The sequence below is a fragment of the Rhodococcus sp. NPDC003382 genome (assembly GCF_053589135.1).
The window spans coordinates 25,846-47,970 of sequence record NZ_JBSFRH010000041.1; the positions used below are offsets into that span (position 1 = coordinate 25,846).

At 67.6% G+C, this 22,125-nt stretch carries 20 protein-coding genes; 6 read left to right on the forward strand and 14 right to left on the reverse strand.

Annotation, left to right across the window (positions count from 1 at the left end):
- Nucleotides 1-25 precede the first annotated feature (25 nt).
- Genes ACWDUD_RS23385 through ACWDUD_RS23395 form a run of 3 tightly spaced genes read left to right on the forward strand, consistent with a single transcriptional unit; the run spans nucleotide 26 to nucleotide 2,135 of the window.
- On the forward strand, nucleotides 26-892 hold the full coding sequence (locus tag ACWDUD_RS23385; protein ID WP_450110859.1) for a phosphatidate cytidylyltransferase: 867 nt from the start codon (nucleotides 26-28) through the stop codon (nucleotides 890-892).
- Nucleotides 893-933: 41 nt separating this feature from the next.
- Nucleotides 934-1,629 carry a class I SAM-dependent methyltransferase gene (locus ACWDUD_RS23390; RefSeq protein WP_450110860.1) on the forward strand — a complete coding sequence of 232 codons (696 nt, stop codon included), beginning with the start codon at nucleotides 934-936 and terminating at the stop codon, nucleotides 1,627-1,629.
- The gene (locus ACWDUD_RS23395) at nucleotides 1,626-2,135 is read left to right on the forward strand and encodes a DUF1990 family protein (RefSeq protein WP_450110834.1); all 510 of its coding nucleotides are present in this window, start codon (nucleotides 1,626-1,628) and stop codon (nucleotides 2,133-2,135) included. The genes ACWDUD_RS23390 and ACWDUD_RS23395 overlap by 4 nt, the downstream gene beginning before the upstream one ends.
- Here the strand turns inward: ACWDUD_RS23395 and ACWDUD_RS23400 are convergent.
- Nucleotides 2,095-2,949 (reverse strand): HpcH/HpaI aldolase/citrate lyase family protein, encoded by an 855-nt coding sequence (locus ACWDUD_RS23400; RefSeq protein WP_450110835.1) that lies wholly within the window; start codon nucleotides 2,947-2,949, stop codon nucleotides 2,095-2,097. The two genes, ACWDUD_RS23395 and ACWDUD_RS23400, sit on opposite strands and share 41 nt — an antisense overlap.
- A gap of 125 nt (nucleotides 2,950-3,074) precedes the next feature.
- On the opposite strand from ACWDUD_RS23400, the gene rlmN reads away from it, so the two are divergent.
- On the forward strand, nucleotides 3,075-4,184 hold the full coding sequence (rlmN, locus tag ACWDUD_RS23405; protein WP_197250265.1) for a 23S rRNA (adenine(2503)-C(2))-methyltransferase RlmN: 1,110 nt from the start codon (nucleotides 3,075-3,077) through the stop codon (nucleotides 4,182-4,184).
- Nucleotides 4,185-4,199: 15 nt separating this feature from the next.
- On the opposite strand, the gene ACWDUD_RS23410 is transcribed toward rlmN, so the two are convergent.
- Together ACWDUD_RS23410 and ACWDUD_RS23415 are read right to left on the reverse strand one after the other, a co-directional pair.
- Nucleotides 4,200-4,649, reverse strand: coding sequence for an SRPBCC family protein (locus ACWDUD_RS23410; RefSeq protein ID WP_450110836.1), 450 nt, complete (start codon nucleotides 4,647-4,649; stop codon nucleotides 4,200-4,202).
- Nucleotides 4,650-4,895: 246 nt separating this feature from the next.
- Entirely contained in the window at nucleotides 4,896-5,792 is an 897-nt protein-coding gene (locus tag ACWDUD_RS23415) for a LysR family transcriptional regulator (protein WP_450110837.1), read from the reverse strand.
- A gap of 70 nt (nucleotides 5,793-5,862) precedes the next feature.
- Here ACWDUD_RS23415 and dapA point away from each other — a divergent pair, with 70 nt between their 5' ends.
- On the forward strand, nucleotides 5,863-6,807 hold the full coding sequence (gene dapA, locus ACWDUD_RS23420) for a 4-hydroxy-tetrahydrodipicolinate synthase (RefSeq protein WP_450110838.1): 945 nt from the start codon (nucleotides 5,863-5,865) through the stop codon (nucleotides 6,805-6,807).
- Nucleotides 6,808-6,841: 34 nt separating this feature from the next.
- On the opposite strand, the gene ACWDUD_RS23425 is transcribed toward dapA, so the two are convergent.
- The 11 genes from ACWDUD_RS23425 to ACWDUD_RS23475 form a co-directional block, all read right to left on the reverse strand.
- On the reverse strand, nucleotides 6,842-7,516 hold the full coding sequence (locus ACWDUD_RS23425) for a carboxymuconolactone decarboxylase family protein (RefSeq protein ID WP_450110839.1): 675 nt from the start codon (nucleotides 7,514-7,516) through the stop codon (nucleotides 6,842-6,844).
- Complete coding sequence (locus ACWDUD_RS23430) at nucleotides 7,500-8,243, reverse strand: SDR family NAD(P)-dependent oxidoreductase (protein ID WP_450110840.1); 744 nt, start codon at nucleotides 8,241-8,243, stop codon at nucleotides 7,500-7,502. Before ACWDUD_RS23430 ends, ACWDUD_RS23425 begins: the two co-directional genes overlap by 17 nt.
- Nucleotides 8,240-9,067 (reverse strand): TauD/TfdA dioxygenase family protein, encoded by an 828-nt coding sequence (locus ACWDUD_RS23435; RefSeq protein WP_450110841.1) that lies wholly within the window; start codon nucleotides 9,065-9,067, stop codon nucleotides 8,240-8,242. The genes ACWDUD_RS23430 and ACWDUD_RS23435 overlap by 4 nt, the downstream gene beginning before the upstream one ends.
- A 45-nt stretch (nucleotides 9,068-9,112) precedes the next feature.
- On the reverse strand, nucleotides 9,113-10,543 hold the full coding sequence (locus tag ACWDUD_RS23440) for an aldehyde dehydrogenase family protein (RefSeq protein WP_450110842.1): 1,431 nt from the start codon (nucleotides 10,541-10,543) through the stop codon (nucleotides 9,113-9,115).
- Between the two features lie 81 nt (nucleotides 10,544-10,624).
- Nucleotides 10,625-12,331, reverse strand: a complete 1,707-nt coding sequence (locus ACWDUD_RS23445; protein ID WP_450110843.1) for a thiamine pyrophosphate-binding protein — start codon at nucleotides 12,329-12,331, stop codon at nucleotides 10,625-10,627.
- Nucleotides 12,321-13,271, reverse strand: coding sequence for an SDR family NAD(P)-dependent oxidoreductase (locus ACWDUD_RS23450; protein ID WP_450110844.1), 951 nt, complete (start codon nucleotides 13,269-13,271; stop codon nucleotides 12,321-12,323). Before ACWDUD_RS23450 ends, ACWDUD_RS23445 begins: the two co-directional genes overlap by 11 nt.
- 39 nt (nucleotides 13,272-13,310) lie before the next feature.
- Nucleotides 13,311-15,137, reverse strand: a complete 1,827-nt coding sequence (locus ACWDUD_RS23455) for a flavin-containing monooxygenase (protein WP_450110845.1) — start codon at nucleotides 15,135-15,137, stop codon at nucleotides 13,311-13,313.
- A 32-nt stretch (nucleotides 15,138-15,169) separates the two neighbouring features.
- Complete coding sequence (locus tag ACWDUD_RS23460) at nucleotides 15,170-16,549, reverse strand: aromatic ring-hydroxylating oxygenase subunit alpha (protein ID WP_450110846.1); 1,380 nt, start codon at nucleotides 16,547-16,549, stop codon at nucleotides 15,170-15,172.
- Between the two features lie 29 nt (nucleotides 16,550-16,578).
- The gene (locus ACWDUD_RS23465) at nucleotides 16,579-17,424 is read right to left on the reverse strand and encodes an SDR family NAD(P)-dependent oxidoreductase (protein ID WP_450110847.1); all 846 of its coding nucleotides are present in this window, start codon (nucleotides 17,422-17,424) and stop codon (nucleotides 16,579-16,581) included.
- A gap of 5 nt (nucleotides 17,425-17,429) precedes the next feature.
- Entirely contained in the window at nucleotides 17,430-19,019 is a 1,590-nt protein-coding gene (locus ACWDUD_RS23470; RefSeq protein ID WP_450110848.1) for an SMP-30/gluconolactonase/LRE family protein, read from the reverse strand.
- A 334-nt stretch (nucleotides 19,020-19,353) separates the two neighbouring features.
- Nucleotides 19,354-20,025: a FadR/GntR family transcriptional regulator gene (locus ACWDUD_RS23475; RefSeq protein ID WP_450110849.1), complete on the reverse strand. Its 672-nt coding sequence runs from the start codon at nucleotides 20,023-20,025 to the stop codon at nucleotides 19,354-19,356.
- 279 nt (nucleotides 20,026-20,304) lie between these two features.
- Between ACWDUD_RS23475 and ACWDUD_RS23480 the strand changes: the two genes are divergently transcribed.
- Nucleotides 20,305-22,026, forward strand: coding sequence for a 2-isopropylmalate synthase (locus ACWDUD_RS23480; protein ID WP_450110861.1), 1,722 nt, complete (start codon nucleotides 20,305-20,307; stop codon nucleotides 22,024-22,026).
- The last annotated feature ends 99 nt before the right edge of the window (nucleotides 22,027-22,125 follow it).

Sequence of the window (22,125 nt, forward strand, 5' to 3'; positions counted from 1 at the left end):
ACTCGATTCCGGTGACGACAACGGAATCACACCCGCTGCTCCGGCTGCGGAACAAGCGGCCGCACCGAAGAAGGCATCCAAGGCCGGCCGAAATCTGCCGGCCGCGATCGGCGTGGGCGCCGCCCTCGGTGCCCTTGTCATCGGCATCCTGCTCTTCGCGCCGACCGCGTGGCTCGCGGTCGTCGCGTGCGCGATCGGGATCGCCACGTGGGAGGTCACCAAGCGACTGCGCGAGGCCGACGTCCGCGTCCCGCCGATCCCGCTGCTGGTCGGCGGGCAGGCGATGATCTGGCTCGGCTGGCCCTACGGCACCACGGGCGTGCTGGCGGCGTTCGCCGGCACCGTCGTCGTCTCCATGCTCTGGCGGCTTTTCCAGCGGGGTCTCTCCGCGCAGCCGCAGAACTATCTGCGCGACACCGCGGTCACCGTCTTCACGGCAGCGTGGCTGCCCCTGCTCGCGTCGTTCGCGACGCTGATGGTGCTCCAGGACCAGGGCGCGCAACGAGTGTTCTGCCTCATGATCGTGTGCGTGTCCTCCGACATCGGTGGCTACGCCGCCGGCGTGCTGTTCGGCAAGCACCCGATGGCCCCGGCGATCAGCCCGAAGAAGTCCTGGGAGGGCTTCGCCGGCTCGCTGATCGCGTGCGTCGTCGCGGGTGTGCTCACCGTGACGTTGATGCTGGACGCCGCGTGGTGGGTCGGCGTCCTGCTCGGACTGCTGCTCGTGCTGTGCGCGACCGCCGGCGACCTCATCGAGTCGCAGGTCAAACGCGATCTCGGCATCAAGGACATGGGCACCCTCCTTCCCGGCCACGGCGGAATCATGGACCGGCTGGACTCGATCCTGCCGTCCGCCTTCGTCACCTGGCTGGTCCTCGCGGCCTTCGTGTAGTGACCGTGCAACGGGCCGGGCGCGCGGTGCGGGAGAGCGGGGTGATCGCCAGCCCCAACATCTGGCACTGGCCCGCGGTCTACGAGGAGGAGAACCGCGCGCAGGACACCCGTGGCGCCGTGTACGCGGCGCTGCGGGAGGCCGTCGACTGGGCCGGAGCCGACGTCGTCGACGTCGGATGCGGCAGCGGGTTCCACCTGCCGATGTTCGCGCAGGAGGCGCGCACGGTCGCCGGTGTCGAACCGCATCCGCCGCTCGTCGAACTCGCCCGCCGGCGCACGGCCGCCGACGAGACGATCACCGTGCTGCGCGGCGACGCGGAGCGACTGCCGCTCCCGGACAGCAGCGTCGACCTCGTGCACGCACGCACCGCGTACTTCTTCGGGCCCGGCTGCGGAGCCGGCATCACCGAGGCCCTGCGTGTGCTCCGTCCCGGTGGGGCCCTGGCCGTCGTGGACCTCGATGCGACCGCGCACCCCTACGGACGGTGGATGCGCGAGGACCTGCCGCACTACGATCCCCCCGCGGTCGAGGCTTTCTTTGCGGCTCAGGGCTTCGACCTGCGACGCATCGACACCGAGTGGGCATTTCCCGACCGGGCGAGCCTCGAACGCGTCCTCGGTATCGAATTCTCGCCACGCATCGCGCAGCGGGCGGCCCGCGAAACACCGGGCACCGGCCTGACCGTCCGCTACCGGCTGCACATCCGTCGCAAACCACGGGGCCTGGAACTGTGACGGCGCGTGGCGACCGGCCGACCTATCCGGAGATCGGGGCGACCGCGGGAACTCTCCCGGACGGTTACGACCACGCGGTGCGCTCCCGCGTCATCGGTTCGGGCGAAGAGGCGTTCCACCGAGCAGCCGACCGGCTGCTCGGATGGCAGTTGCAGCGTCGCGCCGGTGCGGGGTTCCGGGCGGACTCGGCCACCGCGGTGCCCGGCGCGCGGATGAGCGTGCGGGTCGGATGGGGTCCCGTCGGCATCACCGCACCGTGCGAGGTCGTGTACGTCGTGAACGAACCGCGTCGTCGGGGTTTCGCCTACGGCACCCTTCCCGGCCATCCGGTCCGGGGCGAGGAGTACTTCGGGGTGGAGTGGCGGGACGACGACACAGTCCTCCTGACGATCAAGGCGTTCTCCCGGCCGGCGATGTGGTGGGCGCGTGCGGGCGCTCCCGTCGCCCGGCGGGCTCAACGGCGCATCACCGACCGTTACCTCCGTTCCCTCGACGATTGTTCTTGATGCCGAAGGCGCGCGCCAGCCTCGTGATCTTCTTCGCCTTCGCCAGCCTCGGCAGGTCGCTGCCGTCCTGGACCCGGCTGCCGTCCTCGCCGAGCCGGTCGATCACCTCGTGCGCCCAGGTCACGTCGTCCGGGCTCGGACTCAGCGCCGCATTCGCGTAGGCGGCCCGCTCCGGTGTCATGCACAGCTTCCCGGTCATCCCCATCGACCGGGTCAGCTCCGCCTCCTGGGTGAGCGTGGCGGGGTCGTCGGTGAGGGACGGGCCGTCGATCGGTCCCGCCAGGCGCGCGGCCCGGCTCGCGATGACCAGCCGCGACCGCGGATACGTGAGGGCGAGCGGCGAGTCGCCGACACCGGTGTCGCGGCGGTAGTCGCCGCTGCCGAACACGAGCCGGAACGTTCCGTCGGCCCGCGCGATCTCCGGTGCCGCCTCGAGCCCCATCGCGGACTCGATCAGCACGAGGATCAGGGTGTTCTCCGGCAGTCGGTCGGCGGTCGCGTCGACCTGTTGACCGCTCTCGGTCTTCGCGAGCATTACGCCTTCCAGGCCGGGAAGCCCGGCCACCGCGTCCAGGTCCTCGGCCCAGTAGGGGGTGGTGGCGTCGTTGATCCGTACCCAGGCTTCGCCGCCGCCGCGGAACCAGTCGACGACTCCGGCACGTGCGCCGGGTTTGTCGGCGGCCGGCACGGCGTCCTCGAGGTCGAGCACGACCGCATCGGCGGGGGAGATCGCGGCCGGGTCGAAACGGTCCGGTGCGTTCCCGGGCACGAGCAGCCACGAGCGGGCGAGTTCGGGGCGGATCCGGGTGGACATTCTTAGATGGTCTCGCGGTTTCGGGCGCCAGTCTCGCGGTTTGGGGCACCGGAGCCGACCGGGCACAGTCGCCGTTACCGATCGCACACCGGGGCACCGCCCGCATCATGGGATAATCGGTGATTATGGCTTCTTCCCTGCCCCTGGTTTTCGACGCGCCCAAGCGCGGTATGCCCCCGCGTCACCTCGCCGACCTCGACTCCGAGCAGCGGCGTGAGGCGGTGCGCGAACTCGGGCTGCCCGCATTCCGCGCAGACCAGCTCGCCCGCCAGTACTACGGGCGGCTCGAGGCGGATCCGGAGAAGATGACCGATCTGCCCGCCGCGATGCGGGAGAAGGTCGGTGAGGCGTTGTTCCCGCCGCTGCTGACCGCCGTCAAGCACATCGCGTGCGACGGCGGGGAAACACGCAAGACGCTGTGGCGGGCGGGCGACGGCACGCTGCTCGAGAGCGTGCTCATGCGCTACCCGGACCGGGCGACGTTGTGCATCTCCAGCCAGGCCGGCTGCGGCATGGCGTGCCCGTTCTGCGCGACCGGGCAGGGTGGCCTGAACCGCAACCTGTCCACGGCGGAGATCGTCGATCAGGTCCGGGCCGCGGCGGCGGCCCTGCGCGACGGCGACGTCGCCGGGGGACCGGGCCGGCTGTCGAACGTGGTGTTCATGGGAATGGGGGAGCCGCTCGCGAACTACAAGCGGGTCGTCGCCGCGGTTCGCCGCATCACCTCCCCGGCGCCGGAGGGCCTCGGGCTGTCGCAGCGGTCGGTGACCGTGTCGACGGTCGGTCTGGCCCCGGCGATCCGCCGACTCGCCGACGAGGGCCTGCACGTCACGCTCGCCGTCTCGCTGCACACCCCCGACGACGAACTGCGCGACACGCTCGTGCCGGTCAACAACCGCTGGTCGGTCTCCGAGGTGCTCGACGCGGCGCGGTACTACGCGGACAAGACCGGTCGCCGGGTGTCGATCGAGTACGCCCTGATCCGGGACGTCAACGACCAGCCGTGGCGCGCCGACATGCTCGGCAAGAAGCTGCACAAGGCACTCGGCCCGCTCGTGCACGTGAACCTGATCCCGCTCAACCCGACTCCGGGCAGCAAGTGGGATGCCAGCCCCAAGGACGTCGAGCGCGAGTTCGTGCGGCGCGTGCAGGCGCAGGGCGTCTCGTGCACCGTGCGCGACACCCGCGGTCAGGAGATCGCGGCGGCCTGCGGTCAGCTCGCGGCGGAGGGCTGACTCGATCCGCCCGGCTCACTCGGACTGTGCGGTGAGCAGATCGGCCAGGTTGTCCAGGTTCGCCCGCACCATGCGCGAGTAGGCGGTGTTCACGAGGGGGTCGGCCAGCTTGCCGAAGATCCCTCCGAGTCCGCTTTCGGACTCCGTGCGATAGGTGAATCGGGTGCCGCCGTCGGTTTCCTCGAATTTCGATATCGTGGCGAAGTTCAGCTTGCCGCCCACGGACTTCGTGACGGCCCGCTTGTGCGGTTCGTACTCGGTGAACTCGTTCTCCCAGTCGAATCGCTTGCCCAGGATGCGGTTGGCCCCGCGCCAGCGGGTACCCACGCCGACCCCACCGTCGGTGATTTGCTCGCATTCGAGGTTCGACGAGTCCCAGGAAGGCCAATTGTGCGGATTCATGAGGAAGTCCCACACTTCCGAGACGGGGCGGGAGATGACGACGGATTCTTCGGTAGTCGGCATGATGATCACTTCCCGAGTGATGACAGTTGATTCGCGCAAAATCCTACGCCGTTGTACCCCAGGTGTCCCCGATGGTTAGCTGTCGAAATCGCAAAGGTGCAAAGAGAATTCGAGTAGTGATGGCGTCGGGTTCGAGCGGAATGCCGGGAACGTTCTGATCCGTTGGCGCAGTTGTCGATACCGGATCTGTAACTCGAAAGTTGTTTCATTCCAGCAATATGCGGATCCGAGACGTTTCCGACTCTTCTATTCCTCTTGGAAAGGCTGTGCAGCGCGGTGCAATTCGGATGCGACCGCGGCGAGGATCGGCTGTGACCGGCTACCGGCGCGGTACGCGATACGGGTCCGCCGGCCGATCGGTAGAGCGGTGAGAGTCACGCCCTCGGGCACGTCGGTCACGGCGAGTTGCGGAACGAGCGCGACCCCGGCGCCGGCCGCAACCAGTTGCAGCACACCGGCGAAGTCGTCGATGCGATGGGCCACCCGAGGTTCGAAACCGTGGTTCCGGCAGCTGCGCACCGCCATGGTGTGGCAGAGCGTGCCGGGGTTGCCGACGATCCAGCGGCTCGTGGCGTGGCTGGCGATCGCGGCGTCCGCGGGCACCTCCGGAGCGGTCTGTGACGCGAGGTACACGGCTTCGTCGAGCAGCGGTTCGAGTTCGATCCCCGCGCCCATCGTGGACGGCACGTTGTCGTATTCGTGGACGAGCGCGATGTCCAGGTGATCTCCGCGGAGCAGATCCGGCACATCGGCGGGGTCGACCTCGGTGAGCGTCGGTTCCAGTCCCGGCTCGGTGCGCCGCAGCTCGATCAGAGCGGGGAGCACGATCGTCCGCAGCGCGGTCGGGAACGCGCCGAGGCGAACCGATCCGGTCAGCCCGGTCTCGCTCGCCGCGAGTGCGGCCGACGCCCGTTCCAGGTCGGCCAGGATCACCTCGGTGTGCTCGACGAGAACCGTTCCCGCCGCGGTCAGGCGCACGCGACGACCGGTGCGGATCAGCAGCGGACGGCCGGCTTCGCGTTCGAGGGCGGACAGTTGCTGCGACACCGCCGACGGGGTGTAGGACAGCGCTTCCGCGACCGCCGCGATGGTGCCGCGGTGGGCGAGTTCGCGCAGCAGACGGAGTTTGCGGATATCGAGCATCAGTTCAGCTTACGTATTGCGTCATGAAGAGTAACTGGACCTACAGCCTTTGTGGGCCGAGGCTGGGCACATGACCTACCACCCCACGGGAATCCTCGTCCCGCTCGTCACCCCGTTCACCGACACCGGCGAGATCGCCCTCGCGGATCTGGAGCGCCTCGCGCACATCGTGCTCGACGACGGCGCCGCCGGTCTCGTCGCACTGGGCACCACGGCCGAGGCGGCGTCGCTGAGTCCGCAGGAACGCCGCGAGGTGGTGCGGATCTGCGCCGCGGTGTGCCGCGAGCGGCGGGTACCGCTGCTCGTCGGCGCCGGAACCAACGACACGGCCGGCACCGTGCGCGCCCTCGACGAGCTGGGGGAGCAGCCCGATGTCACAGCCGCGCTGGTGGTGGTGCCGTACTACACGCGCCCGACCGAGGCCGGAGTCGTCGCGCACTTCGAGCACGTCGCCGACCGCAGCCCGGTGCCGATCGTCCTGTACAACGTGCCCTATCGCACCGGGCAGCAACTCGGCTGCGAGTCGATCGTGCAGCTGGCGGAACATCCGCGGATCGTCGGCATCAAACAGGCCGTCGGTGCGGTCGACACCGATACCGCGCGCCTGCTCGCCGAGGGTCCGGATTCGTTCTCGGTTCTCGCCGGTGAAGACACCCTGGTTTCACCGTTGTTCGCGATGGGGGCAGCGGGAGCGATCGCGGCGAGCGCCAACGTCTACGCGGCCGAATTCGCCGACCTGTTCCGGCTGTGGCGCGCCGGGCGGGTCGAGCAGGCGCGGGACCTGGGCAACCGGCTCGTCGGTCCCGTATCGGCGCTCATGTCCGGCCCCAACCCGACCGTCATCAAGGCGGTGCTCCACGCGCAGGGAAGGATTTCCACGCCGTGCGTCCGACTGCCGCTGCTGCCGTTCGAGGACACCGCAGCGATCCACCGTTTCCGAGCGAATGTACCGTTCGTCTCCTTCAATCGACTGAGCGATACATTCGCTCGGAAAACAGGGCAGGGGAGCAGGTAGGTCGGCGGCGCGGTACCAGGATGAACACGGCGGATCAGCGGGGCACGCCCCCGCCGTCGGTTGCGGACGGCAGGTGGGGGAGCAGTTCGTCCTCGGGCTCGATCCCGAACGAGCGCAACGCCATTGCCAGCGTCGAGTAGGCGCCGACGGTGAAGACGAGATCCATCAGCTGATGTTCGTCGAGCTCTGCGGACAGGATCGCCCACGTCCGGCTGCCGATCGCGCCGTCGTCGAGCAGTTCGTCGACCGCTGCGAGCATCGACCGTTCCAGCGGGATGAGGGGCTCCGCACCGCTATCGTCCGCAACCAGGGAGATTTCGGCCTCGGTGATCCCGGCCTTGCGGGCCAGCAGCACGTGCTGAGCCCACTCGTAGTCCGAGCTGCGACGGTGCGCGACCCGCAGCACGAGCAGCTCACGCCACCGGGGTGAGAGGGATGTCCCGCGCAACAGGTGATTGTTGAAGCCGAGGAACGCGGTGGCCAGGCCGGGATGGCGGGCGAGCGTGCCGAGCAGATTCGAGCCGGAGGCACGTCCCTCCTCGGTCGGGGCGCTCGCGACGGACGAGCGGAACGCCCGGACGTACTGCGCGAATTCGGGAGCCCAGTCCGCTGCAGCGGCAGGGGGAATGCGCGGGGTTCCGGCCGGTGTGTCTTTGTGGCGGTCAGGACCGCCGGAAAGGCACACCGGTTCGTCAGGTGTTGCGGCCACCGTTGACTCCGAACACCTGGCCCGTGATGTATCCGGCCTCCTCGCCGACGAGGAACGCGCAGGCCGCAGCGACATCGGCCGGCCGGCCGATCCGCCCGACCGGGGTTCTCGCGGTCTGGGCGTCCAGGTCGACGAACCCCTTCTCGACGGTTCGGCGCAGCATCGGGGTATCGATGAACCCGGGTGGGATCGTGTTGACGGTGATGCCGTGCCTGCCGAATTCGAGCGCCAGAACCTTGGTCAGTCCCACCACTCCGGACTTCGCGGACACGTACCCGGCCAGACCCGGGGAGCCGCTGTGCACGCTCGACGACGAGATGTTGACGATGCGCCCCCAGCCCTCCGCGATCATGTCCGGCAGCACGACCTGGCAGCAGTCGAACGTGCCGGTCAGGTTGATCGCGATCGAACGCGCCCACAGTTCCGGGGTGATGTCGAGGAACGGCGAATCCAGGCTGAGCCCGGCGTTGTTGACCAGGATCGTAGGCCGGCCGAGGCGGGCGCGGACCTCGTCGACCCCCGCCTCGATCGCTCCGCGGTCGGTGACGTCGACGCGCAGCCCCGACGCTTTGCCTCCGTCGTCCTCGATGCCGGCCGCCACTGCGTCGGCCGAGGCGGCATCGAGATCGAAGATCGCGACGGTGTCGCCGTCGGCGGCGAGGCGTCGCGCGATCGCTTCGCCGATGCCGGATCCGCCGCCCGTGACGATCGCTGTCCGCCCGCTCAACTGATCGCCTCCGTACCCAGCAGCGTCGATCGGTGCATCCGCCGAGGCTTCCCCCGATCGAACGGGCACGCCCGATGCACGAGCCCGGTGTTGTCCCAGATGACCATGTCCCCTTCGGACCACTCGTGCCGATACACCAGATCGTCTGCAGTGGCACGTGATTCGAGATCGGCGAGCAGCTTGCGCCCTTCGTCGACGTCGAGGCCGACGATGTGCGAGGCGGTCGCACCGAACACCAGCGAACGACGCCCCGAATCGTGCTCCCACACCAAGGGCAGTTCCCGCACCGCGCGCGAGGCCCACTCCTGGATCTGTTCCGGAGTCGGATCCGGGTAGGTCAGACGCTGGATGGCTTCGAACGTGTGCACCACGCGCAGCGTCGCGAAGCGCTCCTTCTCCTCGTCGGTCAGCGCGTCGTAGGCCGCGTAGGTGCTCGCGAACTCGGTTTCGCCGCCCTCCGCTGCGGTGACCCGGGCGGAGAGCACCGACGCCTTGGCCGGAATCTCGTCGAGAGCCCCGTCGATGTGCCAGTAGTCGTTGCTCGCGAAGTACTCCCTGTTCGGGTTGTCGGGTTCGAAGCTGATCTCCATGATCTCGGGGATCCGGTACTTCGGGAACAACGCGAGCTCGCCGAGGCGCCGGCAGAACCTCACCTGCGCGTCGTCGTCGATGTGCAACTGCCGGAACAGCAGCACACTGTGCTGCTCGAGCAGGTCGAGCAGTGCACCGGGTACGGTCTCGTCGGTGAGCAGACGCTCGACGTCGACGTCGAGTACCTCCACGCCGATGGTGTCGGCGAGTTTCTTCGTGGCAAGGGTGGGCATGGATGTCCTCACTCGTGGGCCGCCGGGTTGCCGTGCCCGGCGGTATCAGGCCTGCTGGGGCTCGTAGCCGAGGATCGCCTTGACTTCGAGGTAGTCGTGGAAGCCGAATTCGCCCCACTCGCGACCGGTGCCGCTCTTCTTGAAACCGCCGAACGGGGCGTAGAAGTCGAAGGCGTCGTTGATGGCAACGGATCCCGCCCGCAGCCGCCGCGCGACCGAGCGGGCCAGTTCCGGGTCGGCGCCGGCGACGAACGCGGAGAGCCCGTACTCGGTGTCGTTGGCGATCTCGACGGCGTGGTCGATGCTGTCGTACCCGATGATCGTCAGGACGGGGCCGAAGATCTCCTCGCGGGCGATCGTCATGTCGTTCTTCACGTCTGCGAACACCGTCGGCTTGACGTAGAAGCCGACCTCGAGCCCGTCCGGCCGGCCCGGACCTCCGGCGACGAGCGTGGCGCCCTCGTCGATGCCCGTGCGGATCAGGTTCTGGATCTTGTCGAACTGCGCCTTCGACACGACCGGACCGATTACGAAGTCGCCGTTCGGATCTCCGACCGTGACCTGGTCGGCAGCGGCCCGCGCGACCTCGATGGCCTCGGCCATGCGCTCGGCGGGAACGAGCATGCGCGACGGGGCGCTGCACGTCTGACCGGAGTTGAGCATCATAGTGCCCACGCCCTTGCCGACGTTCTCGGCGAAGTCGGCGTCGTCGAGGATGATGTTCGGGCCCTTGCCGCCGAGTTCCTGGGTCACGCGCGTGACGCCGGGCGCCGCGTTGATCGCGATGTCGATGCCTGCCCGGGTCGATCCCGTGAAGGAGACCAGATCGACGTCGGGGTGGCCCGACAGTGCCCGTCCCACACCGGGTCCGTCGCCCTGCACCAGATTGAACACGCCCTCCGGTATGCCCGCCTCGTCGATGATCTCCGCGAAGATCTGCCCCGTGAACGGCGACTGCTCGGACGGCTTGAGAACCATCGTGCAGCCGGTCGCCAGCGCGGGGAAGACCTTGACCGCGATCTGGTTGAGCGGCCAGTTCCACGGCGTGATCAGGGCGCAGACCCCGATCGGTTCCTTCACGATCCGGGTGGCTCCGCGCTGCTCCTCGAAGGTGAAGTTCTCGAGGACCTCGATCGCGGTGGTCAGGTGGCCGAGACCGAGATTCATCTGGAAGCCCTCGGCGAGTGCGGCCGGGGCGCCCATCTCCTGCGTGAGCGCGGCCGCCAGATCGGGAACCCGGCGGGTGAAGACCTCGAGGATCCGCTTCAGCACGGCGATCCGGTCGTCGCGACCGGTGGCCGACCAGGACGGGAATGCTCGCCGCGCGGCCGCGACGGCCTTGTCGACGTCGGCGGCGGTGCCGGCCGGCACCGATCCGGCGACCTGCTCGGTCGCGGGGTCGACGACGTCGATCCGGGAGGTGCCGGCGGGCGCGACCCACTGCCCGCCGATGTAGAACTTGTCGTACTCACGCATGGCCGACGGGTCCTTCCGTTGTCGTTTCGGCACTGTGGTTCGGGGTGTGCGGGTTCGGGGTGCAGTGGTTCGGAACAGTTGTCACTGTTGCCCTTCGGCGTACCAGGTGCGGAACTCGTCGTAGCTCGGCATCTCCTCGGAGTTGGCCTTCGGATCGACGACCACGTGGATGACACCGGGTTTGCCGCTGGCGTAGGCCCGTTTGATCGCGGGCGCGATGTCCTCGTCCTTCTCGACGTATTCGCCGTAGCAGCCGAAACCCTCGGCGACCTTGTCGAAGCGGGTCTCGGTGCTCCAGTGCACGCCGGTCTCGAGCGAGCCGTGCCCGTAGGTGCGCTTGTACACGCCGACCTCGAGGCCCCACGCGTAGTCGACCGCGACGACACACACCAGCGGAAGGTTCAGTCGCGCTGCGGTTTCCAGCTCTGCGATGTGGAACTGGAACGACGAGTCGCCGGTGATGAGCATCATCGGCCGCTTGCCGCCGTCGGCGACACCCGCGCCGACCGCGTACGGCAGGCCGGTGCCCAGGTGCCCGAAGTTCTGGTTCCACATCACGTCGTGCGGTTTGGCCTGCGAGTACGTCCAGCCGAAGATCGTGGTGGCGCCGCCGTCGCGGACCATGATGCCGTCCTTCGGGAAGTCCTTGGTGGCCTCGACGATCAGGCGCGCCGGATGCACCGGGGTCCGCCCGGACGGCGCCGTCTCGGCCAGCTCGGCGAGGCGCTCGGCGTCCTCCCTGATCCAGCGGGCCAGCTCGGGCGTCGCGGTGCGCGGGGTGTCCTTCAGCGCGTCGACGAGCTGCGGGACCACCGCCCGCAGGTCACCGACGAGAGGGACGTCGATGGGCCGGTTCACGCCGATCGCGGCCGGATCCTGCTCGACATAGAGCCACTTGCGGTTCGCCTCGTTCGCGAGCCAGTGCCGTCCGCGGCCGAAGTGCACCGGCTCACCGAGTTCGGTTCCGATCGCCAGGCACAGGTCCGATTCGACGACGGCCTCGATCGCCGACGGCGAGAACCCGTACGGGAAGGTGCGGTCCTCGAGCCCCTCGATGTACGACGTGCCGCCGGACGTCTGGATCACCGGGCACGCCATCAGGTCCGCGAGGCGGCGCACGGACTCACCGGCGCGGGCGGTGTGCACGCCGTGCCCGACGAGCAGCACCGGCTGCTTCGCGGCTCTGATCAGCTCGGCTGCCTCGGTGATGCGGTCCGCGCCCGCGGTCTGGCCCACCAGCCGATACCGTTCGGGCGGCAGGACAGGCGGAACGTCGAGCTCTTCCTGGATGATGTGCGACGGGTACTCGATGTACACCGGACCGGGTGTGCCCGACAGCGCCTTGCGCAGCCCCTCGCGGATGACTTCGTCGGTCTGGTCGGCGTATTCGATGCTGGCGCTGTACTTCACGGAGTTCTCGATCAGCGCTTCCTGCTGCACGAACTGGATGCGTCCCCGGCGCACCCGTTGTTCGGTGATGCGGGCGCGCTGCCCGCCGAGGAAGATCACGGGGGAGTTCTCGACCTTGGCGCACATGATGGCGCCGGCCAGGTTCGCGATGCCGGGGCCGAGCGTGCCGATGCACACCGCGGCCTTGCCGGTCATGCGGGAGACGGCTTCGGCCATGAAGCCTGCGGACTCCTCGTGGTGTGGGGCCACGACGTTCCAGCCGCGCTCCTCGGCGGTGTGGAACAGGTGGACGAAATTCGGGTCCGGGATCCCGAAGATGGTGTTGATACCTTCGGCTTCGAACAGGTCCAGGATGCGTTCGTAGACCTTAACCGACATACGTGTTTCCCTTCCGTACGCCTGCGCCGGCATCGACGCCGGAGGCGGTCGCAAAGCTTCTGACGATGTGGTCGACGTGACCGGACAGGGTCGGCAGGATCCACGGATCACCCGTGTCGCGGATCGTGTCGATCTGCTCGCCGACCTCCTCGATCGTCCACGACGGCCGGTACACGCCGGGTGTCTCGGCGACGAATGCCCGGGCGATCCGGCCCGCGATCGAAACGAGCATTTCTCCTGTGATCGAGCAGGATTCGTGGGCGAGCCAGCCGACGGCGGGCGCCGCCAGCTCTGGATCCATCGGCGGATACTGCGAGGTGTCCAGGCCCTCGGCCAGCCGCGTGAGGGCCGCCGGCACGATGACGTTGGACTTGACGCCGCGCTCGGCGCCTTCGATCGCGGCGACGTTGGACATCCCGATGATGCCGGCCTTCGAAGCGGCGTAGTTGGCGACCCGATGGTTGCCGTACAGGCCGCCGATCGACGACGTCAGCACGATCCGCCCGTAACCGGCCTCGCACATCAGCGGGAACGCCGGGCGTACGACGTGGAACGCACCGCGCAGGTGCACGTCGAGCACGGCGTCGAAGTCCTCGTAGCTCATCTCCGCGAGCGGCGCGTACCGGTTGTTGCCCGCGTTGTGAATCAGGACGTCGATGCGGCCGTACCGATCGACGGCCGCATCGACGATCGCCTTGCCGCCCTCGGCCGTCGCGACCGTGTCGGTGGAGGCGACGGCTTCGCCTCCGGCTGCGACGATCTCGCGCACGACGTCGTCGGCGGGACGGTTGTCGGTGCGCTCACCGCTGATCGCCGCACCGGTGTCGTTGACGACCACCTTCGCGCCCAGCGACGCGAGCAACAGTGCGTACGCACGCCCCAGCCCCCGGCCGGCGCCGGTGACCACCGCGACGCGGCCGTCGAATCGCAGATCAGGCACCGCACGCTCCTCTCACGGCGGGTCTGTCGAGTCGGCCGGTCATTTCTCGAACACCAGGCCTTCCAGCTCACCTGTACTACGCCAGTTCTCGAGCAGTTCGGTGAGTTCGTAGAAGCCGCCCCAGAACGGATCGCCGAGGAAGGACCGTCCGTTCGGTTCGCCCTCGCTGTTGTAGTAGCCGGGAGTGCATTCCATCGTGAACTTGCTGTTGTCGACCGAGTACTGACGGATGGTCTGGACCCATCCCTCCTCGGCTTCCGCGGTCGGCTCGACGAGCGTGACACCACGGGTCTGCGCCTGTTTGATGATGTACGCGATGTGGTCGGCCTGCTGCTCGAACATCAGCGTCGTGGCCGCGGTGACGCCGCCCTGGACGAATCCGGTTGCGAAGTGGTTCGGGAAGCCGTGCGCCATGATCCCGTGCAGTGTGCGGAAGCCCTTGCCCCAGTGGTCGTAGAGCGACGTTCCCTGGCGTCCGGTGAACGGTGCGATGGCGAACTGGCGCTCGAGGGCCGTGGTGATCTCGAATCCGCTGGCGAAGACGATGCAGTCGAATTCGTGCTCGACACCGTTCGCGATGATGCCCTTCTCGGTGATCCGCTCGACCCCCTTGGTCTCGGAGACGTCGATCAGGGTTACGTTCGGCCGGTTGAAGGTGGGCAGGTATTCGTCGTTGAAGACCGGCCGTTTGCACATGTTGCGGTAGTACGGCTTCAGTTTCTCCGCCGTTTCCGGGTCCTCGACGATCGATTCGACTCGCTGACGCAACCGCTCCATCGCCTTGTAGTCCTCGACCTCCTTGAGTTCGAGAAACTTGACGGGGTCGGCGAGGGCGGCCCATCCGCTGGTCTCGTTGAGCTTCGCGGCCAGATTGCGTGCGACCTCGGTCCAGCCGTCGCAGATGAGGTCGGGCTCGCCCGGGTTGTAGAACGCGAACGCGGCGTTGTGGAAGTTGCGCTGCCGCTCCGCCCGCCAGCCCGGCTTCAGGCTCTTCACCCATTCCGGATCGGTCGGGTAGTTGGCACGTTCGAAGATGTACGACGGAGTCCGCTGGAAGACCGTGAGGTGCTTGGCTCCGCGGGCCAGGTGCGGAATTGCTTGGACTGCACTGGAACCCGTGCCGATGACGGCTATCCGCTTGTCGCCGATCCTGTCGAGTCCACCGTGCAGGTCGCCGCCGGTGTACTCGTAGTCCCAGCGGGCGGTGTGGAAGGTGTGCCCCTTGAAGTCCTTGATGCCGGGGATCCCGGGGAGTTTCGGGCGGTTGTACGGGCCCTGGCACATCACGATGAATCGGGCGGCGATCTCGTCGCCGCGATTGGTGCCGATCCGCCATCGCCTGATCTCCTCGTCCCATTCCAGCGACCGGATCAGGGTGTGGAAGATCGCGTGCTCATAGAACCCGAAGTGGTTTCCGATGCGCTGAGCGTGCTCGAAGCACTCGTCGCCCTTGGAGAACTTCTCCTTCGGCATGTAGCCGGTTTCCTCGAGCAGAGGAAGATAACAGTAAGCGTCCGAATCGATCTGGATGCCCGGATAGCGGTTCCAGTACCAGACGCCACCGAAGTCGCCGCCGAGTTCGATGATCCTGAAGTCCTCGACGCCGGCTTCCTTCAGCCGGTGGGCGGCGATCAGGCCGCTGAACCCGCCGCCGAGGATCACCACTTCGATCTCCCCGACGATCGGCTCGCGGGGCTCGACCGGGAGATGCGGGTCTCCCGTGTAGAACTCTTCGAACTCGCCGTCTGCCTCGAGATATTGCTGCTGGCCGTCGGAGCGAAGGCGCTTGTCGCGCTCGAGGAGATACTTCCGGTGCAGTGCTTCCTGATCGACCTCGGGCGTCTGCGAAGGGGCGCAGGGTTCCATGTGAATGTCCTCGGTTGGTGGGAAATCGGTGGTCAGGCGAGGTCGCGGGGTGCGCCGGTGCCCATGTAGGTGGCGAGATTGTGGTGCAGGTTGACGACGCTGCGCTCGCGATAAGGGTTGGGTTTCGGGCCCGAGAAGCCGCGGGTCTTCATGCCCTGCTGGACGGCGGCCATGTTGGAGAAGTCCTGTGGCAGCACCGTGCGCCACCCCGGATCGTCGGCGGGGGTGTACTCCCACTCGGTCTCCGGTTCCTCGCCGGCCGGAAACAGTTCGTACACAGCGGCTTCGAAGATGCACTTGTTCGGGTCGTAGCCGTAGGGGCGTGCGCTGTAGCAGAGCATGTTGTTGACCGCGTGCCCGATCTGGAAGTTCGGGAAGACTTGCCAGGCGGTTCCGCTCTTCGCGACGATCTGGGGGTCGACCGTCGGCCAGATCACCCCGCGCGCCGCGTCGTCGCGGCGTGCCGAATCGAGCCAGTGCCGCAGCACCTGGTCCGGGGGAGTGCCCTCGGGGAGTTCGTCGAGCAGCCGCTGTGCGGCGTCGACGAGGGTGCGGGTGGTGTTGGTGTTCGCGTTCTCCCACGTGAAGTTCTGGAGCTCGATCGTGGCCTTCCGGGCGTCGGGGCCGTTGCCCACGCGCAGCTTCGCCTGCTGCTCGTCCATGCCCTTGGGGGCGTCGTAGCCGATGTTGCTGTGCTTGCCCTGCGCCCGCGACCACCCGAGGAAATTGCCGAAGTTCATGAACTCCGGGTGGGTGTACGGCACGTGGTATGTCTCCATGAAGGCTTCGAGCGCGACCTTCCAGTTGCAGTCGAACACGAGCCATTTGCGCCAGCGGTAGCGCATGTTGTGAAGCTGGAACGGATCGAGCAGCGACGCCGCCGGTTCCAGGTAGTCGCGCAGAGGTTCACAGTCGGGATCCATGTTGATCCAGATCCAGCCGCCCCACGTGTCGACCTTGACGTCGACCAGTCGCGACCGCTCGTCGGTGAGCGTGCCCTTCCAGTCGTCCCGCTCGGCCGCGAACGTGTTGTTGCCGTCGAGGTCGTAACGCCAGCCGTGAAATCCGCACACGAACTGCCTGGCGCAGCCGCGCGCCTCGTGGGCGCCGTCCGGGGTGTCGACGAGCTTGCGTCCGCGGTGCGAGCACACGTTGTGGTAGGCGCGGAGGGTCTCGGCGCCGGTACGCACGACGATGATCGAGTCGTCGAGGATGTCGTAGGTGAGGAAATCGCCGACCTTGACGAGTTCCTCGACGCGGCCCACCTGCTGCCACACCTTCGCCCACAGTCGGTCGCCTTCGGCGCGGGCGTAGTCCTCGGACAGGTACGCCTCGACACCGATCGTTAGGGGCGTCGAGAGTGGTTCTGCTGCTTCGGAGGTTTCCTGGATGTTGTCGACTGTGTCGGTCATGTGAGCCTTCTCCTGGTGCAACGTGCGTGTCAGCGGGTGATGGCGGCGCGGAACGTTTCGTCTTTGAGGAAGAGCGACGTGTGGTCGGCGCCCATGTGCGTCCACTTGAGATTCAGGCCGCCGTCGACGAGGAGCGTCTGCCCGGTGATGTAGCTCGACAGGTCCGAGAGCAGGAACAGGATCGCCCCGGCCTGTTCCTCGGGTCTGCCGCGGCGGCCCATCGCGATGGCGCGCCGGTCGCGTTCGGGGTCCTCGTCGACGTAGGTGCCGGACGCCGGTGTCGCGGTCACGCCGGGAGCGATGGCGTTGACGCGGATGCCGTCGACGGCCAGTTCCACGGCCATCGTGCGAGTCGCGGCCACCAGGGCGGCCTTCGCGGTGCCGTATCCGATGTGGAACGGTGCGGTGTTCATGCCGCTGATCGACGAGATCGAGACGATCGAACCGGGGCTGCCGTGAGACTTGATCTCTGCGGCGACGGCCTGGCTCATGAAGAACATCGTTTCGAGGTTCTGGGTGAACAGCGCACGCCAGTCCTCGCGGGTGACGCGGGTCGCCGGCATCCACGTGGCGGGTGCCGCGCCCCCGGCGACGTTGACGAGCCCGTACAGGTCGCCCTCGGTGCTGCGTGCGGTCTCGATCACCGAGGCGATGCCCTCGTCGGTCGATGCGTCCGCTGCGAGGGGAACCACTCGGAGCCCTTCGGCGACAAGCGGTTCGATGTGCTTGTTGAGATTGTCCTCGGACCGGCTCACCGCGATCACGGTGGCGCCGGCCTGCGCGACCATCCGGGTGACCGAGGTCCCGATGCCGCCACCGGCGGCACCGGAGACGACGACGATGCGCCCGTCGAGTCCGACGAATTCGTTGCTCACGGCACTCACCGGACCTTGCGGATCGCCAGGACGCTGCCTTCGGCGTCGGCCGACACGTAGAGGGTGCCGTCCGGTCCGGCGGCGATACCCGCGAACGGACCTTGCGGCCCGGAGAACGGGGGCAGGCCGAGCAGCGGCTTCGGTGTCACACCCTCGGGCGCGCCGACCGGGAGGTTTCGCGCGATGACTTGCTGAGCCTTGGTTTCGAGATCGACGCCGATCAGGGTTTTCGCGTCGACGTCGACGATGAACAGCGTGCCGTCGTGTACGACGATGCCCTCCGGTCGTTCGAGGCCGTCGATCAGGGTGTCGACACCGGAGGCGGTGATCGAGAGGATCCGTCCGGCCCCGGCTTCGGAGACCAGGGCCGTGCCGTTCGACGCGAACGCGACGCCGATCGGCTCGGCCAGCCCGTCGGCGACCACCCGGGCTTCACCGGACGCGACGGCGTAGACCTTGCCGGCGCCGAGGTCGGCGGCGACGACGGTTCCACTGTGGGACACCGCCACTCCGTAGAGCGCTTCGAGTCCGTCGGCGAGGACCTCGCTCTCGGCGGCAGCCGGGTTGTATCGGGAGACGATGCCGTCGCCGGTGACGATGAATTCGCCGTTGCCGACGGCGGTCACGCCGCGGATGTAGCCGGGCCAGCCGGGGCTGAACAGCATTCCGAGAGTGCGGGTTCCGCCGCCCGGCTCGAGCGCGAGCAGGAAGGTGCCGTCGGCGATATAGACGGTGCCGTCGGGTCCGACGGTCAGGTCCAGTGGCCAGGTCAAGCCGTCCGACAGGGCTTCGCGGGTCTCGCCGCCGGCGAGGATCTCGGTCACCTTGCCGGTGAAGCTCGACACGAACAGCCGGTCGCCGAGGAAGGTGAGGTTGTCGAGTCCGGGATTCAGCTGGGCCAGGACCGTGCGGTCGCCGTTGCGCGGGTTGATCCGCAGCACCTGGCCGGAGGCAACCTGGGTGGAGACGATGAAACCGTCGGAGTCGAACTTGACCGCGTCCGGGACGCCGAGGTCGCCGGCGACGCGTTCGGGCTCGCCACCGTCGGGATCGATGCGCCAGATGTCGTTCGTGCCGAGCAGCGGGTAGTAGAGCTTGCCGTCCGGACCGACCTCCATGCCGTTGGGCATCGGGAGTTCGTCGAGGAGAACCTTGGGGGCGCCGCCGGCCGGGTTCAGTTCCATGAGGCGGCCACCGACCCGGCACTCGTTCACGAACAGCCGGTCCTGGTGGATCGTGATGCCGTTGGCGCCGGGCAGGTCGTCGCGCAGCAGACGGGTGCTGCCGTCGGCGCCGCGGATGCTGACGCGCCCGTCGTAGTACTCGGTGATGTACATGTCGCCGTGGCTGTCGAACGCGACGTCGTCGGGGGCGACGATGTCGCTGCCCTTGGGGCTGATCGTTTCGAGCGCGCCGGTAACGGGGTCGAATGCGCTGATCTGGCTGCCTGCGACCTGTGCGACGTAGATACGGCCGTCCGGGCCGCTACGGAGACCGTTCGCGCCGAACAGTCGGCTCGGCGGCGTGAGTCGTTCCAGTGCCCATCCGTCGACGAGCCTTGTCGATGTTCCGGTGTAGCGCGCCCCTGCTGTCAAGATCGGGTCCCCTCCCGTGACGAGAATCTGATTCTCTGAAGTGCCGAACTCGGTGGTGCATTTCGTGTGAGTGTTGTCGCGACGGTGCGCTGCGTATCCCGGATCGAGTGACGCAGGCCACTTTCATCGAGGCGAGTGTAGACATGAAACGGTGAGCTTTACAAGTATTGCTATCCTTATAAGGATGGCTCAAGACCTGTGCGCGAGTGTCGCGGTGCGCGGGTCGCCGAATTCGGTCGCGCCGGGGGAGGGGCGAGCTCGAAATGTCCCACGTGCCGCGGTGACTTCGAGTTGATCGGGCACGCTCGGAAACCGACGGGGTTTCGGTGCTCTGCTACCGAACGAGTTTCGTTGTGAGTGAGGTCAAGTGGTCGCGCGTGATCGCGGCGGCGGTCGCCCGGTCTCGGCGTGCGATGGCGTCGTAGACGCGTTCGTGGGTGGCGTGGTCGGCGTCGTCCCCGAATGTGCCGCGGGTGCGGAGCATCTCGATCATGGCCTGGCGGTTGCGGGGGGTGAAGCTGTCGAACAGGTCGAGAAGGATCGGATTGTGGGAAGCGATGACGATGCCGCGGTGGAAGACGATGTCCGTGTCGACGTGCTCTTCGATTGTGGTGCGGTGGGTTTCGCGCTTCTGTAGTGCCTTCTTCAGTGTGCGGAGTTCGACGGCGGTGCGGCGTTCGGCAGCCAGGGCTGCGGCTTCGACCTCGATCGCGACGCGGGCCTCGATGACGGCGAGGATGTCGGCTCGAGCAACGGTCCGTGTCCAGTCCTCGGGGGCGTCGAGGGCGACGACGAACACGCCGGCGCCTTGCCGGGTGGCGAGGATGCCGCGGCCGGCGAGTTGCCGAATCGCTTCGCGGACGGTGGAGCGGCCGACACCGAGTTGCGGGGCCAGCGTCGTCTCGCCGGGCAACTTCGCGCCGAGGGGCCATTCTCCGGAGCGGATGCGTTCGAGCAGCACATCGGCGGCCTGATCGGCGAGAGGTTCGCGACGGACAAGGGTCATGCTCCCATCATCGCAGAGCCCTTGGCTCCTCTACTTGTCTGAGGAGTTGTGTTAGTGTTCCGGACATGCGTTCCTTCGCATTCCTTCTCCTTCGCTGCCACGGCGGGGCTTAGCCGGACCGGCTCCCCGTCGTGGAGTCGAACATGCGCCGGTCCCTGTCCACGACGATCGACGAAGGACCTCTTCCGGATGAGCACCAGCACGTTCTCCCGTATCTCCACTCCTGCCGGCCCGATCCCCGCCGATGCCCCCGGCTGGAACAGGCAACGGCACTCCCGCATGCCCTCGCACCGATACTGCGACGTCTACTCCCGTGTCGCGGTGCCCCTGACACAGCGACAGCGGCAGTGGCCGATGAATCGGCTGACCGCGGCGCCGTTGTGGGTGCCGGTGGATCTGCGTGACGGCAACCAGGCGCTGGCCGAGCCGATGGACCCCGAGCGCAAGCGCCGCTTCTTCGAGTTGATGGTTGCGATGGGCTACAAGGAGATCGAAGTCGGCTATCCGTCCGCCTCGCAAACGGATTTCGACTTCGTACGCCTGGTCGCCACGACCGACGTCGCCCCGTCCGACGTCACCATCGTGGTCTTCACACCCGCCCGTCGTGACCTGATCGAGCGGACGGTGGAATCGATCCGCGGCATCGGCAACGAGGTCGTCATCCACATGTACACCGCCACCGCCCCGGTCTGGCGTGACGTCGTCCTCGACCGCGACCGTACAGCGCTGAAGGAACTGATCCTGGCCGGCGGGCGAGACGTGCTGGAATTGGCCGGTGACCTGCCGCATGTGCGCTTCGAGTTCTCGCCCGAGGTCTTCAACCTCACCGAACCCGACTATGCGCTCGAAGTGTGCGATGCGATGACCGAGCTGTGGGACGCGACCTCCGAGCGGCCGGTGGTCGTGAATCTTCCGGCGACGGTGGAGATCGCAACCCCGAATGTGTATGCCGACCAGATCGAATACATGCACAAGAACCTCGCCCGTCGCGAAGCGGTGATCCTGTCCGTGCATCCCCACAACGATCGAGGCACCGGCATCGCCTGCGCTGAACTCGCCATACTCGCAGGCGCTCAGCGGGTCGAGGGTTGCGTGTTCGGGAACGGGGAGCGCACCGGCAATGTCGACATCGCGACCCTCGCTCTGAACCTGCACGCGCAGGGCATCGACCCGATGATCGACTTCTCCGACATCGACGAGATCCGCCGCACCGTCGAGTACTGCAATCGCATCGAGATCCACCCGCGGCATCCGTACGTCGGAGACCTAGTGCACACCGCCTTCAGCGGTACCCACCAAGACGCGATCAAGAAGGGTTTCGCGGAGCATCAGGCTCGCGCCGCCGCCGAGGGGCGGCGCGAGTCCGAGATCGAGTGGCGGGTGCCGTATCTGCCGATCGACCCCGCCGACATCGGCCGTAGCTACGACGCCGTGATCCGGGTCAACTCACAGTCCGGCAAAGGGGGGATCGCCTACCTGCTCGAAAGTGAGTACGGCATCGAACTGCCGCGCCGGCTCCAGATCGAGTTCGCTCGCCACGTGCAACAACACACCGACGCCACCGGCGGCGAAATTACTCCGGTCGAGCTGTGGGGAATCTTCGAAGCCGCGTACCTCACGCAGACGGACGTACCCGGCGCCCCGGCGCTGCTCGGCTTCGACGCGACCGACACCGTCACTACGATCACGTTGGGTATCGGCGACACCGAAAGCCGCAGCGTGCACGAGGGTATGGGCCCTGTCGAAGCATTGACCGCCGCGCTGGCCCGGCACGACATCCATATCGAAGTGCTCGGCCTCCATCAGAGCAGCATCGGTACCGGGAACGGCACCGACGCCTTCACTCTGGTCGAATTCCGCAGCCGCGAGGGCATGGGTTGGGCCGCTGGACGACACCGCTCCGTGCTCACCTCGAGTCTTCAGGCGATCATTCGCGCTGCACGCGACGGAATCCGGCGACCACAACAGCGCGATGAGCCGACAGTTCCGGCATCCGCGTAGGTCGTGGCCTCAGGGATGACGCGTGGGTCGACGGCGTTGTCGCCGTCGGCCCCCGTCGGGGTCGGAAGAAGGTCGGCGACGGTGCCCTGAGCACCGTCC

Coding starts and splice junctions, on each gene's coding strand:
- ACWDUD_RS23400 (WP_450110835.1), bottom strand. CDS start 2,949: ATGTCCACCCGGATCCGCCCCGAACTCGCCCGCTCGTGGCTGCTCGTG.
- rlmN (WP_197250265.1), top strand. CDS start 3,075: ATGGCTTCTTCCCTGCCCCTGGTTTTCGACGCGCCCAAGCGCGGTATG.
- ACWDUD_RS23410 (WP_450110836.1), bottom strand. CDS start 4,649: ATGCCGACTACCGAAGAATCCGTCGTCATCTCCCGCCCCGTCTCGGAA.
- ACWDUD_RS23415 (WP_450110837.1), bottom strand. CDS start 5,792: ATGCTCGATATCCGCAAACTCCGTCTGCTGCGCGAACTCGCCCACCGC.
- dapA (WP_450110838.1), top strand. CDS start 5,863: ATGACCTACCACCCCACGGGAATCCTCGTCCCGCTCGTCACCCCGTTC.
- ACWDUD_RS23435 (WP_450110841.1), bottom strand. CDS start 9,067: ATGCCCACCCTTGCCACGAAGAAACTCGCCGACACCATCGGCGTGGAG.
- ACWDUD_RS23440 (WP_450110842.1), bottom strand. CDS start 10,543: ATGCGTGAGTACGACAAGTTCTACATCGGCGGGCAGTGGGTCGCGCCC.
- ACWDUD_RS23445 (WP_450110843.1), bottom strand. CDS start 12,331: ATGTCGGTTAAGGTCTACGAACGCATCCTGGACCTGTTCGAAGCCGAA.
- ACWDUD_RS23455 (WP_450110845.1), bottom strand. CDS start 15,137: ATGGAACCCTGCGCCCCTTCGCAGACGCCCGAGGTCGATCAGGAAGCA.
- ACWDUD_RS23460 (WP_450110846.1), bottom strand. CDS start 16,549: ATGACCGACACAGTCGACAACATCCAGGAAACCTCCGAAGCAGCAGAA.
- ACWDUD_RS23475 (WP_450110849.1), bottom strand. CDS start 20,025: ATGACCCTTGTCCGTCGCGAACCTCTCGCCGATCAGGCCGCCGATGTG.
- ACWDUD_RS23480 (WP_450110861.1), top strand. CDS start 20,305: ATGCCCTCGCACCGATACTGCGACGTCTACTCCCGTGTCGCGGTGCCC.